Annotated in this window: 11 protein-coding genes; 9 read left to right on the forward strand and 2 right to left on the reverse strand. The window is 39.7% G+C overall.

Features of this window, described 5'->3' with window-relative positions:
- Positions 1 to 840: a DUF2059 domain-containing protein gene (locus HII17_RS04920; protein ID WP_169074251.1), complete on the forward strand. Its 840-nt coding sequence runs from the start codon at positions 1 to 3 to the stop codon at positions 838 to 840.
- A 72-nt stretch (positions 841 to 912) separates the two neighbouring features.
- On the opposite strand, the gene pheA is transcribed toward HII17_RS04920, so the two are convergent.
- A complete protein-coding gene (pheA, locus tag HII17_RS04925; RefSeq protein ID WP_328824467.1) occupies positions 913 to 2,088 on the reverse strand; it encodes a prephenate dehydratase in 1,176 nt (391 codons plus the stop codon).
- 190 nt (positions 2,089 to 2,278) lie between these two features.
- A complete protein-coding gene (locus tag HII17_RS04930) occupies positions 2,279 to 4,645 on the reverse strand; it encodes a penicillin acylase family protein (RefSeq protein ID WP_169074253.1) in 2,367 nt (788 codons plus the stop codon).
- 298 nt (positions 4,646 to 4,943) lie between these two features.
- Here HII17_RS04930 and HII17_RS04935 point away from each other — a divergent pair, with 298 nt between their 5' ends.
- From HII17_RS04935 to HII17_RS04970, 8 genes are all read left to right on the forward strand, one after another.
- Positions 4,944 to 5,297, forward strand: coding sequence for a hypothetical protein (locus tag HII17_RS04935; RefSeq protein ID WP_169074254.1), 354 nt, complete (start codon positions 4,944 to 4,946; stop codon positions 5,295 to 5,297).
- 195 nt (positions 5,298 to 5,492) lie between these two features.
- The gene (locus HII17_RS04940; protein ID WP_169074255.1) at positions 5,493 to 7,406 is read left to right on the forward strand and encodes a putative bifunctional diguanylate cyclase/phosphodiesterase; all 1,914 of its coding nucleotides are present in this window, start codon (positions 5,493 to 5,495) and stop codon (positions 7,404 to 7,406) included.
- 126 nt (positions 7,407 to 7,532) lie between these two features.
- Positions 7,533 to 8,735: an aminotransferase class V-fold PLP-dependent enzyme gene (locus HII17_RS04945; protein ID WP_169074256.1), complete on the forward strand. Its 1,203-nt coding sequence runs from the start codon at positions 7,533 to 7,535 to the stop codon at positions 8,733 to 8,735.
- Positions 8,736 to 8,737: 2 nt separating this feature from the next.
- Entirely contained in the window at positions 8,738 to 9,154 is a 417-nt protein-coding gene (gene sufU / locus HII17_RS04950) for a Fe-S cluster assembly sulfur transfer protein SufU (RefSeq protein ID WP_169074257.1), read from the forward strand.
- Between the two features lie 24 nt (positions 9,155 to 9,178).
- Entirely contained in the window at positions 9,179 to 10,183 is a 1,005-nt protein-coding gene (locus HII17_RS04955) for an XdhC family protein (RefSeq protein WP_169074258.1), read from the forward strand.
- Between the two features lie 25 nt (positions 10,184 to 10,208).
- Positions 10,209 to 10,814, forward strand: a complete 606-nt coding sequence (locus HII17_RS04960; RefSeq protein ID WP_169074259.1) for a nucleotidyltransferase family protein — start codon at positions 10,209 to 10,211, stop codon at positions 10,812 to 10,814.
- Positions 10,815 to 10,840: 26 nt separating this feature from the next.
- Positions 10,841 to 11,314: a (2Fe-2S)-binding protein gene (locus HII17_RS04965; RefSeq protein ID WP_169074260.1), complete on the forward strand. Its 474-nt coding sequence runs from the start codon at positions 10,841 to 10,843 to the stop codon at positions 11,312 to 11,314.
- Positions 11,314 to 13,566, forward strand: a complete 2,253-nt coding sequence (locus tag HII17_RS04970; protein ID WP_169074261.1) for a xanthine dehydrogenase family protein molybdopterin-binding subunit — start codon at positions 11,314 to 11,316, stop codon at positions 13,564 to 13,566. The genes HII17_RS04965 and HII17_RS04970 overlap by 1 nt, the downstream gene beginning before the upstream one ends.
- The last annotated feature ends 72 nt before the right edge of the window (positions 13,567 to 13,638 follow it).

The following is a 13,638-nucleotide window of genomic DNA, read 5'->3' on the forward strand; positions in this document are numbered from 1 at the left end:
GTGAAAAAGGTATTTCTTTTCTTCAATTGTTTACTGCTTTCCTTTTCAGTGTTCGCCAAGGTGCAACAGCCTGCAAAGGAACAATTATTAACGAGTTATTTTGAGATGATAGGTGTCAATCAGCTGCTAACTTCTGTACCAGCACAAGTTGAATCTATGTATCAAGATACGATTGCCGAGCAAGGGAAAGATGCCCCTGATAGTAAAATTCTTGCCGCATTAGTAAATGCGTGGAAACAACAGAATATTAAGAGCAATATTATTGCGTCAGTTGCTAACCGATTAGAGCATGCTCAGCTGCAGCAGTTAGTAAGTTGGCAAACTGGTGAACTTGCAGTTCAATTAAAAGCACAAGATGCGTTAGCTGAAAAAGATGATTTTGCGAACGAATTTTTTGCTTTTGCTCAGCAACTACCTCAAAGCTTACCGTCAAAAGAAAAAATGGCATTAATTAATCAGCTGATCGACTCTAAACAAATGATTGATTCTATGGTTGATTTAACGATTTCGGTAAGTGAACCAGTAATGATCGCATTATTGGCTTCGCCTTCGGCCAAGGAAGATGGTTTTAACTCGCAAGCCGTAAACGAACAGTTGCGAGAGCTTAGAGTATTGTTAGAAGAAGACTTATCTCAACAGATAGCATTGTTATCTTATTATTTATACCGTGATTTTTCTCTTGAAGATTTACAAGCTTATGTAGACTTTTACCAGTCAGATTTAGGCCAATTAGAATTAACTATTTTGTCTAACGCGCTTCACCAATCTATAGCGTTATGGCAAGCCAACTATCACAGTGAAAAATTAACGACTATGCCGCCTTTAGCTGCGCTCAATTAATTAAGTTTTCCTAACGTTACAATACATAGAGCCGCTAGTAGAATTATTCCACTAGCGGCTTTTATTTAGTTACTAAATTTCGCTACTAGGTACGCTTGTCGGACTAATATGTTCAATAGGGTAACAGCCGAGTACTTTGATAAACTTAGTTAACTCGGTTAACTCTGCGATTGCTTCTTGCATTGCCATAGTTTTATAGTTTGCTTCAACATCAATATAGAACATCTCTTCCCAAGGTCGGCCTTGAATTGGACGAGACTCAAGCTTACACATATTAATACCTTTATCCTTAAGTATTAATAAACATTCAACCAAAGCACCTGGTTTTTGGCCGGTTGCTAGAATAAATGTCGTTTTCGCTGGGATTTGTTCAGCAACATCGATTGGCTTACGAGCAACTAAGATAAAGCGGCTATGGTTTTCGTCTTGGTTAGCAATCGACTTTTCAAGTGCATGTAATTGATATAAATGACCACCTTCTTCACTGCCAATCACTGCAACAGTTTCATCTTGTAGTTCAAATACTTTAGCCATAGCATCAGCAGTACTATCGCAATACTCAATGCGCATATCGTGTTGTTTATCTAGGAAGTTACTGCATTGAGTGAACGGTTGCCCGTGAGCATAAATGGTTTGAATATTTTCTAATCGCGTATTTACTGCTGTTAGCAGGCAGTGCTCAATTGGCTGCGTAATTTCACCGACAATTGCTAGGTTAGTGTGTTGAAGTAGATCGTAAACTTCATTAATACTGCCTGAGCTTGTATTTTCGATAGGCAACATACCGTAATCAACATGGCCTGCTTCAACCAATTGCATGATTTCAGCAAAACTCTGACAGCCTGACTCAATAATGTTTTCGGCACGACGAGAAAAGTATCTATGACTAGCTAGATAACTATATGAGCCCTTATTTCCTAAGAATGCAACGCTTACCATTGGCATTTGTATGTTTGGATTGGTCAGTGTTTGTAAAAAGGCCTGCTGGTTTAATACTGAGTCTTCAATAATGGTTTGAAATACGCTAGTAACATAATGGGCATCTAAGCCTAGTTTTTTGCCATTGTTGATTAATCTAATGAGTAGTTCTTGTTCACGTTGTTGATCTCGAACTGGACGAACCTGATGTGCCTTACTTTTGGCTACATTAAGGGTTAACGCTCGACGTTTAGCAAATAATTCTAGCAACTGTTGGTCAGTATCGGTGATTTGCTCTCTTATTACATTAAGATCTAGTTCTTGCTCCACGTTCATTCCTCTGTCGTACTCATTAATTCAGGTAAAAAAAAACCTCCTGTTTAGGAGGTTTTTTGCTCGGTAAATTTTGCCACAAAAAACGCCCCTCAGCTTGCTGAGGTAAAAAAGAAAATAAAGAGAAATGCTGCGTTTTTTATGTTCATCGCTTTACTGTATCGACTGTATAACTAGAGTTCAAGCACTAATAACTTAAAAGCGTTAATTTATATTTGGTTTTACCAGGTAAAAATGGGCTAGGGTTGCCATTTACCCAGTCATTGTGCCCTTTACCAAAGTATGGGCTCCAAGGGTGCCCCGCTTGACTGGTTGGCATATGAAAAATACCAGACTCTTCATGTCCAGGCGACACAATCATACGTTCTGATGCGCCAAAACCACCTCCATCAACACGTGGCATAAAACCATCACCAGCTAATGGTTCCGCTGGCATATTTAAGTATTTACCAAAAATTGGTATCGCACTACTAAGGGGATGATTGATTGCTGCGGCATTTTCTTGTCCCCAAGTTGCTTTAGCTAAAGGCTGATCTTGAGTCATGTCTTCAAGTACCGTATCGAGTGCATCGTTGAACAGTGTTAGCCAAGTGTTTTCTTGAGTTAAAAAACCTTCCGGTTGCATTTCAACTAACTTCCAAAGAGATACTTCTAGTGGGTTACGCACTGTTTTGAATGAGAAATTTGCATCATAGTTTGTTAAATATGAATCTAATTGAGAAAAAACTCGACGTTTGACCTCTGTTTTGAAGTTCTTAACAATACGATAACCTACAGATTCAACGTTTGCAGATAATGTATCCTTAGTTAGGTATTGTTTCGCTTCTTGCCACAGTGGTTTTTGAGACAACATTTGCTCCGTTAGCACTTTTTCTTGGACTAATTTCTGCCAGCGTTTTAAATAAATAGCTTCGGTATCTAAGGCAATGGCTAGCAGGTCTTTTTCAGAAAATTGCTCTTTTTCAAATAGACGTTGCTTAATTTGTTGGCCCCTAGCACCTAGTGCATAGCCGCCGTTACCAATTTTTTTATACATCTCACCACCGACAATACGTGAGTTTGCGGTCCATAATCTACCGTCAGCAGGTGATTTTACGTTTGGATACTCATCAGGTGTTAAATATCCGTCCCACCCAAATTCACCTGTTGACCAATCTTTAGGTAATTCGTCAATTTCGCCACGTTTACGAGGAATGGGTCCCATAATTGTCCACCCAATATCGCCATGAATATCTGCAACCATCATATTTTGAGCAGGAATGCCGGATTGGGCTGCAATATTAAATGCTTGGTCAACATTTGTTGCAGACTCTAATTGTACATGAGCTAAATTGACGGCATTGATATCGTGAGCAACCCAGCGATAGGCTAGCAGTTTTCCGTCTGAATTCTCACCAATAACGGGGCCCCAAATGGTATCTTGTGTTTGAATTTCAATCGACTCTTGATCTTTTATTGCGATCATTTGGCTATGAGACGTAAAGTTTTTAAAGCCATCAGGTGTTAAATATTGGCTTTTATCTTCATTTGTTTCTAATACGATGACATCGCTCCAGTCACCGTAACTGTTGGTAAATCCCCAGGCAATGCTGCCATTACTGCCGACTACTACATTAGGCGTACCGGGTAATGTTGCACCTGTGATCTTTACTGTTTTATCGTTGCTGCTGTAAATCAAGCTTGCTCGGTACCAAGTATTAGGTACTCTAATTCCCAAATGCATGTCGTTTGCGACAATTGCACTACCAGTTGTTGATAGTTTTCCTGAAACTGACCAGTTATTTGAACCGACAAATTTTGGTTCCCGTTTTGAAATGCTTACTGTGCGCCCGTCGCTAGTTATTGTCTTTGGAAAGTTCGCTGGCATTGGTGATTGTGAAAATTGACTGCCGTCAATTGCTGCATCCCACTTACTACCTTTGGGTGTTAAAAAGGCAAATAAGTCAGCAGGTAATGCTTTTCTCATTATATCTAGGCTAAGTTCTCGTTCGCCTGCTGAATACTGTAAATCGAGGTACATGCTAAATACCGACAGTACAGTATCTTCCTCCTGCCAAAGCACAGGGGTTTGTTGAAGCAATAAGTATTCAAAAGGGTTAGCTCCTAGACGCTCTAGTCCTTGATTTACGCCTCTGGTGTATGCTTTTAGTAGTTCAAGTTCATGATTACCTAAGCTATTAACAATGGTTCTTGCGCGCTCTCTGAAACGATGAACTCTAATTTTTTTATCATAATCAAGTGCCATTTCGCCAAATAAACTAGACAACTCTCCTGCTGAATTGCGGCGAAGTAGATCCATTTGAAAAAAGCGCTCTTGCGAATGGACGAAGCCTAACGCCATAGCAGCATCATTTCTGTTTTCTGCTTTTATAGTTGCGATACCGAATTCGTCACGCTCGATATTGACTGTTGCATTTAGACCAAAGAGGGTGGCTTTACCTTCTAGTTGAGGTAGCGCGCTGTCTACTCGACTGTATAGCCAAGCGGCGCCAGTAGCCAAAAAAAACAATAATATTAGTGTAAGAGCAATTGCGAAGGGTTTGATATTTTTCATTATTATTTAACAGACAGATAGCAATTTAGTTAGCTTACTTAGTGTTTGTAGTTTATGCACTATAAATTTAAAAAGGGGCTAGATGAAAAGGTTAAGTAGATGTTTTTTATTTAGAAAAAAGATATACGATTTTTTTGGTAGAAGATTTGTAAATAGGATGTAATAATGTCCGCCCTCAGCGCCCAGCTGTGCTTCTAGGAAGACGATGTCTGTAGGTTGGAATGGATTTCTAATAGCCCTTAGCTATTTACGAACAACCCTAATGTACTAAGATAAAAATAATAATGACGGAGTTTACATGTCAGACAATCTAAATCGTTACATCCAAATTGGCGATTGGTGTTTTGAGCTAAAAATGGTTCGAGCATTAAAAGTTGATGAATATGGTAAACCATATAATGCAATCGCAAATTGCAACATTAATGGTGATTCTATGTATGTCGATGGATTAGTGACTAAGTCAGATGAAGAGTTTACTAAAGATGACTTTATGACGTTTTATAAGTTTACTGAAATGATGGGGTTAGATAACTTTGCTTACCATCGTTACCATAATGGCAAATCAGTAACTAAAGAAGTTAAAGTTAGAAAACCTGAACCTAAAGTTGAACAAAGCATAGAAGAACCTGCCTTTATCAAGTTAGTTAAATAACTAGTGTATTCTGTATACAACTATTTGAAGACATAAAATACCTGCCTTATAAACCAAGTAAAACTGTAACAATAATGGATCGTATGCTTAATTTTTGATACTATCCAGCGCAATTTTTGTACGTCGTTTTATGTGATAATTTTGTTGTATATCTTTAAACGAAAGTTTTATTTTCTTTTCAGTATCTTAGCAGTAATGACGCTTAGCATATTTTTTGTCGCGGCCATGTCGCCGCTCGAAATGTTTGTGGTCAGCGGCATAATTATCGCTATTTCTTTGTATTTGTATCGACGTCAAATAAGCTGGCAGTTGAGTCAGTTGTTAATGCATATGTTGTCGAATGACACCGAAACGCAACCAACGCTTGTTTCTAAATGGCTATCTTCAGTATTTTCACATCTAGAACGCTACGTTCTTCAGTTAACTAATGAACGTAATGGCTACATAGAAACGCTAAATGCTATCAATGATGCAGTAATTCGAACCGACGCAGCCGGGAAGATATCGGCAGTTAATAAAGCGTGCTTGGCGTTGTTTTCTTGTCAACAAGAGAACTTACTGCATAACGATTACGACTTGTGTCAGCGCGCCATTGAAGTACCTGAAGATCATGTGGATTTTCATGAGGTATTGAAAAAGCTTAGCGTTAAGCAGCGAACTAATTTATATAAATCAGTTTTTCATGTTGATATGAACAATCGCATTTTGGCGATCGAAAGACAGGTTACACCCGTATACAGTGGCGATGAGCTTATTGGCACTGTTGTGGTGCTTAGGGATGTCACTACAGCTGAAAAGCTAAGAAAACGTCTTCGTTTTCAAGCAAATCACGACAATGTCACAAAGCTATTTAATCGCTACAAATTTGAGCAACGATTAACTGATGCTTGGCATGATGCACAGGAAAATAGTGAGCAGCACGCGTTGCTGCAAATGGATATGGATCGTTTTAAGCTTATAAATGATAATGCTGGCCACGCAGCTGGTGATCAGTTATTACGTGACGTAGCTAATATTTTAAAACTCAATGTACGCTCAAGCGACATATGTGCGCGTATAGGCGGCGATGAATTTGCTATTTTGCTTTACCAAGTAACACCTGACATAGTGCAGTCAGTTATGAATAAGCTGAACTTGGCATTAAAACAATTACCATTTAGCGCTTCAGGACAAGTATTTGAAGTAGGCGCTAGTATTGGTGGTACTTTAATTAATGCCAAATCTCCACACATCACAGAATTGAAGCGCCAAGCTGATGCTGCTTGTTTTATTGCAAAAAACAAGGGTATAAATAACAATCAGCTCTTCAGTCAAAATGATGATCAATTAATGTCATTGCAACAAGAACCTCGTTGGGCTGCGCGAATACATCAAGCACTAGAAAGTGATGAATTTGCTTTGTTTTATCAATCTATACAAGCGCTTGATAACATCGATAACCCTAAACAACACATCGAAATATTACTTCGTTTACAATCGGGTGGTAAGCTATTGAGCCCTAACGTATTTTTGCCGGCGGTTGAACGCTTTCGTTTAACGGATAAAGTGGATTATTGGGTTGTTTCAAAAACTTTTGCTTGGTTTGAACAACAACCTGAACTTTGGCAAAAACAAGTCATAGCGATTAATTTGTCTGGCGATAGCATTACCAATGAACATTTCATTACCAAGGTGCTTGAATGCCAACGTAGCTATAACTTTCCATCATCAGCTATTTGCTTTGAAATAACAGAAACCGCAGCAATTGCAGATATGAATTTAGCACGTCAAATGGTCGATAGACTTCAAATGGTAGGATTCAACATCGCATTGGATGACTTTGGCAAAGGCTTTAGTACCTTTAGTTATCTAAAAAGTTTGCCTGCACAGTACATCAAAATTGATGGTAGTTATGTCGAGGAAATTCTGACAAGTGAAAGTGATCACTCCATCGTGAAAGCGATAGCTACTATGGCTAAAACCATGGATATGAAAACGATTGCGGAATTTGTGCAATGTGATGAAACTATGAACTTACTAAGTGATTTAGGTGTCGACTTTGTTCAAGGGTATGGTATCGCACTGCCTAAACCGTTAGCTGATTATCACAAAACTGAGCCAATTCATTAATAGTTACACAATGGCTTACTAGCAAAGTTTGCTATATAACACTTATTCGGTAAGCTATCGTCATTATAAGAATAACTTTGACTGTTATTGATGACGTTATCGAGCCCTTGGCGTAAAGATTTTGTAATGTTTGACGATTCACATTACCCATCTTCAAGCCTGCCTCCTTTACATTATTTAGACTCTGCAGCGACTTGTTTAATTCCAGAGCAAGTTGTCGCTGTTAATCAGCGTTATTTGCAATTTGAACACGCGAATAGTCATCGAGGTTTTTACCCCCTTTCTAGTGATTTAACTGATCGCGTAGAGAACACTCGTCAGCAAGTTGCCAGCTTTATTAACGCGCCCTGTGCACAACAAATTATATTTACATCCGGTGCGACATCAGCGATTCATCAAATTGTTCAAGGATACTTTGCAGACAAAATAGCCGCTAAGCATAATATTGTTACTACAGTTGCAGAGCATCACGCAAATTTTGTACCTTGGCAGCAACTTGCACAATCAGTTGGTGCTGAACTTCGCATAGCACCCGTAAAGGCAAGTGGTGAAGTCGATATTGAATTGCTAACCGAGTTGATTGACGAAAATACTTTATTGCTCACAATTAGCCATTTATCCAATGTAACAGGGGTCGAAAATCCACTTGAGCAAATTATTAACCAGATAAAGTCGATTAATAGTTCAGTTAAAGTGGTCGTTGATGGCGCACAATACATTGGTCATTATCCTTTAGATGTTTCAACGTTAGGTTGCGATTTTTATGTGTTTTCTGGACATAAACTCTATGCAGGATTTGGCGTTGGCGTATTGTTTTGCCATCAAAGAGTCATAGAAGCAATGTCACCTGTTGTTTTTGGCGGAGGGATGGTCGAACGTGTTACTAATAACCAAAGTTTATGGCAAACAGGTATCCGTAGATTCGAAGCTGGCAGTTTAAATGCTCAGGCTATCGTGGCGTTAGCTGCAGCTATAGAGTATATCCAATTTGCACGTAGCAATGATGCACAATTATATATGAGTGAGCTTTCCAACTATTTACGACAGCGTTTAAGCGCTATAGGGTTCTGTCAGTTTTTAGTAGCTACAGATAAAGCAACACCGATTGTCGGGTTTAATTTAAAAGGCATTCACAGTCATGATGTAGCATCTATTTTAGCCGAACATAATGTTGCGATTCGTGCGGGTCATCATTGTGCCCAACCATTACATAGTTATTTAAATAAAAACAGTAGCATCAGAGTGTCACTTGCTTTGTATAATGAACAGCAAGATATAGATGCTATGATTGATGGACTTGAAAAGGCACATACAATAATGGCGGTATAAAGATGCAAACTACGCTATATCAACAAGCGCTGTTAAGCCATCATCAAAACCCAACAGGGTTTCAACACAATATTAAGCCTAGCGCAGAAAGTGATGGTTATAACCCTGCTTGCGGGGATGAAATTACAGTAAAAATAAGTACTGAGAAAAATACAATTACAGGTATTTCATTTGAAGGTGAAAGTTGTGCAATTTGCCGAGCGTCTGCTTCGATTATGTGTCAACAAGTATCATCGCTGTCTGATGTGCAGGCTAAAGAATCTATAGCACTTATTGAAAGTTCATTTGCACAAAAGGTGCCGTTTGCTGAAGCACTATCACCATTAAATGGGGTGTTTGATTTTCCGGTACGTCAGCAATGTGCTTTACTACCTTGGCAAACGTTAAAACAGTGTTTGTCACAATTCAAAAACTCATAAATTTATTTAGCACAAAATACAACTATGCAAGAAAACTGGTTAGAAATATCCGCTCAATTTAACACTAGAGAAAGATACGTACTGGCGGTAATTATTAACACGCAAGGTGCAACTTACCGAAAGGCTGGCACACTTATGTTGATAAATGAACGTCAGCAGTGCACCGGTTTACTAAGCGGCGGCTGTTTAGAAGCTGACATAGCTCTGCACGCGCAAGCGGTTTTTAGCGAGCAAAATGTTAAATTGCTCGAATATGATTTAACCGCCGATGCTGATTTACTCTGGGGACTCGGTCTTGGCTGTGAAGGCGCTATTGATATTTTATTGTTACCATTATCTCCAGAAAATAATCACTTAGATTTTAATGTTCTACTGACAACCATCGAGCAACGAAAACAAGGTCGATATTGGATTTCACTTCCAGAAAAAGGCGAGGAATTAGCGTTTCTCGCTAAGGCTATTTTTAGTGGACAGCATAAGGTGCCAAAAGAGGCTAATACAAGTAGTGGTCGGTGGCTTTCTATTCCTGTTACTCCCGCTATCTCGGTCGCAATATTAGGTGCTGGCCCAGACGCTATACCCCTTGCCAATATGGCAATTCAAATGGGGTGGCAAGTTACGGTTCATGATCATAGAGAAAATGCGTTAGCTGCCATTGATTTTGACTTGGCGGTTAATAAAGTAAAATTGAGAGCTGAAAATAGTCAGTCTGGCTATTTTAAACAATTTAATGCGGCGATAGTGATGACGCATAACTTAAGCTTTGATCAGCAATATTTGGCAACGCTACTAACTAGTGAAGTTTCCTATATTGGGTTACTCGGGCCGAAAGCTAGGCGGGACAAAATGTTAGAAACTGTGGGTAGCAATTATGCATCGCATGCTGAACGTGTCTTTGGGCCGGTTGGTTTAAATATTGGAGGAAGAAGTCCACAAGCGATAGCTTTATCAATATTAGCCGAGGTTCAACAACAGATGTCATCTCTGTTATCGGTTAGCCAACTTGATATGGCCTATGTACAACAATAAATCTCACACAAAACATGCAAACGACTTGGCAATTATTATTATAGCCGCCGGTAATTCAAGTCGTTTAGGACAACCAAAGCAACTTGTACATTTCCAAGGCGAGCCGTTATTGCTAAGACAAATTAATTTGGCATTAAGTGTTAGTGATAACGTATATGTAGTGCTTGGCAGTCAATCAGAAAAGTTTCAATCCATGCTAGAAAATATGCCTGTTAACGTGATCGACAATGAAAATTGGCAGCAGGGTATGGGCAGCTCAATTGCCTGTGGTTTTGCACAAATTGGGTCGGTTGCCGCAGCAATGTTGTTATTAGTTGATCAATGGCGAGTAACAACTGATGATTTAGTATTATTAGTGCAATCTTGGCAGCAGCAGCCAGACAATATTCATGCCTGTAGTTGGCATAATCAAGAGGTAGGGAGTGAGAAAGAAAATGTAAGCTTCGGGCCTCCGGTAGTATTTCCGAAAGCATTTTTTACAAAATTAATTGGCCTTTCAGGTCAAATTGGTGCTAAACCTATTCTTAATAAGTATCTTGATCATGTGCAGTTTCATCAAATACGCAATGCTGAATATGACTTAGATACACCATCACAGTTAGCAGCAATAAAAGAATTAGAACAACAATAAAATAAGGCTATCAAGGAAATTAAACCATGATCACCCTCAATGTTAATGGAAAAGCGCATCAATACGATGATGATGAAAATATGCCGATTTTATGGGCATTAAGAGACATTTTGAAATACACCGGAACCAAATATGGCTGCGGCAAAGGGCTATGTGGTGCATGCACTGTGCACTTAAATGGCCAACCAATTCGTTCTTGCGCAACACCGGTTTCTGCCGTTGGTGATCAAAAAATTACCACGATAGAAGGACTTTCTGAAAAAGGTGACCATCCTGTTCAACAAGCTTGGCAAGCGTTAAATGTACCGCAGTGTGGTTATTGCCAATCTGGGCAAATAATGTCGGCGGTAGCTTTACTAGAAAATAATCCTAAGCCTGATGATGAGCAAATTGATATGGCCATGAGTGGCAACATATGTCGTTGTGGTACCTATGAGCGTATTCGTAAAGCCATCCATTTAGCTTCTGATTTAGCGATTGAAGTTAAAGGAGGCAAATAATGAAAGTCATTGAAAATGTCAGCCGCCGAAAATTTCTCAAACAATTTGGTATTGGATCTGGTGCGTTAGTCTTAGCTGTTAACTTTCCGGAAATCTCGTTTATGCCAAAGGCGTTAGCAAGTGGTGCTGCGACGAAGTTCGAACCAAGTGTTTATGTTCATATTAATAGTGACAATACTGTCGGTATCGTTGTCCATCGTTCCGAAATGGGGCAAGGCATTAGAACCAGTATTCCGATGATTGTTGCGGATGAATTAGAAGCTGATTGGCAGCAAGTACAAGTCATTCAAGGCTTAGGTGATAAGAAGTATGGTAGCCAGAATACTGATGGTTCACGCTCTGTGCGTAGATTTTATCAACCGCTAAGGGAAGCTGGAGCAACGGCTCGCACTATGTTAGAACAAGCCGCAGCGAGCCAGTGGCAAGTGCCAGCCAATGAATGCTATGCCAAAGAAAACCATATAATCCATAAGCCCAGTGGAAAGAAGGCAAGCTTTGGTTCTTTAGTAGCGATAGCTGCAACTTTACCAGTTCCAGAAGCTAAAACGCTTGTGCTCAAAGATAAGAAAGATTTTAAGTTTATTGGTAAATCTAATGTTGCTTTAGTTGATGGTCATGATATCGCGACGGGTAATACAACTTATGGTTTTGATGTTGATCTTCCTGATATGGAGTATGTGGTTATTGCTCGTCCACCTGTGCTTGCTTCAAAACTTGGAAGATTTGATGCCAGTAAAGCGAAGAAAATTAAAGGCGTAGTAGATGTTGTTGCTTTGGACAATATCGAAGAGCCGCCTTTATTTAAACCGCTTGGTGGCGTTGCCATTATAGCGACTAACTCGTGGGCGGCGATGCAGGGTCGTGAAGCTTTAGAAATTGAATGGATAAATAGCGGTCATGAGGTTTATAACTCAGACACTTATAAGGCTGCTCTGGCTGCAAGTTGTGATAAAGCTGACACAGTACTGCGAAAAAAGGGGAATGTTGATAAGGCGCTCGCATCGGCTGAGAAGGTATTGGCGGCTGAATATTATGTGCCCGAATTGATACATGCTCCAATGGAGCCACCAGCAGCAACGGCACATTATCATGATGGTATTTTTGATATATGGGCATGTACACAAACACCGCAATCTGCGCAAGGTACAGTGGCGCAGCTTCTTAAAGTTGAACCTGAAAAGGTTAATATTAATGTGACATTATTGGGTGGTGGTTTTGGCAGAAAATCAAAACCAGACTTTGTTGTGGAAGCAGCACTAATGTCAAAGCTTCGTGGTAAGCCTGTAAAAGTTTTATGGACGCGAGAAGACGAAATAAAAAATGGTTACTATCACGCTGTTAGTTATCAAAAACTCAAAGCAGGCATTAGCCAAAATAATGAAGTAACGGCATGGCAGCATAATGTTGCGTTGCCAACTATTGGCGCAACTTTTAGTAAAGGAGCTAATGTTATAGGCTCAGAGGCAAATTTAGGCCTCATTGATATGCCGTATGACATTGCTAATGTTCAGTGTGCGGCAGGTAAGGCTGAAGCACATACGCGAATAGGTTGGCTGCGTTCTGTTACAAATATCAATCAGGCATTTGCGGTGTGTTCATTTGCTGATGAATTAGCTAATCAAGCTGGTGCTGATCCTAAAGACCACTTAATAAAGTTAATTGGCTCAGATCGACAAATAGATTTGGCTCAGGAAAATGCAAAATACGGAAATTACGGCGAAGAACTTTCACGCTATCCGATAGACACTGCAAGGTTAAAAGCAGTTGTTGAACGCGTTGCAAAGCTCGCAAAGTGGCAAGAAAAACGGCCTAAAGGAAAAGCACTTGGTATCGCAGTACATAGGAGCTTTGTCAGCTATGTTGCTTGTATAGCTGAAGTTTCTGAAGCAGCTAGCGGAAAAGTTAAAGTTGATAAAGTTTGGTTTAGTGTAGACTGTGGTACGGCTGTTAATCCTGAACGTATTCGTTCGCAAATGGAAGGTGCTGCTGTTTTTGGTTTATCGTTGACTTTCTTTGGCGAATTAACGGCTAAAGATGGCGTGATAGAACAAAGTAATTTTCATGACTATCCCATGGCAAGAATAACTGATACGCCAGAAACAATTGTTGATATCGTTGAAAGTGAGCATCCTCCAGGTGGTGTCGGTGAACCAGGCGTTCCGCCTGTTGCTCCTGCTATTACCAATGCTATTTTCGCATTAACAGGTAAGCGTTATAGAGAACTTCCACTTGTTAAACAAGGTATTGTTTAATCGTAGGACATTAACCAATGGAGTTTAATTAAGCATATGGCGCTGGGTGAATACCTTGCGCCATTGCTATTC

It is taken from the genome of Thalassotalea algicola (assembly GCF_012932965.1).
Lineage (GTDB): Bacteria > Pseudomonadota > Gammaproteobacteria > Enterobacterales > Alteromonadaceae > Thalassotalea_F > Thalassotalea_F algicola.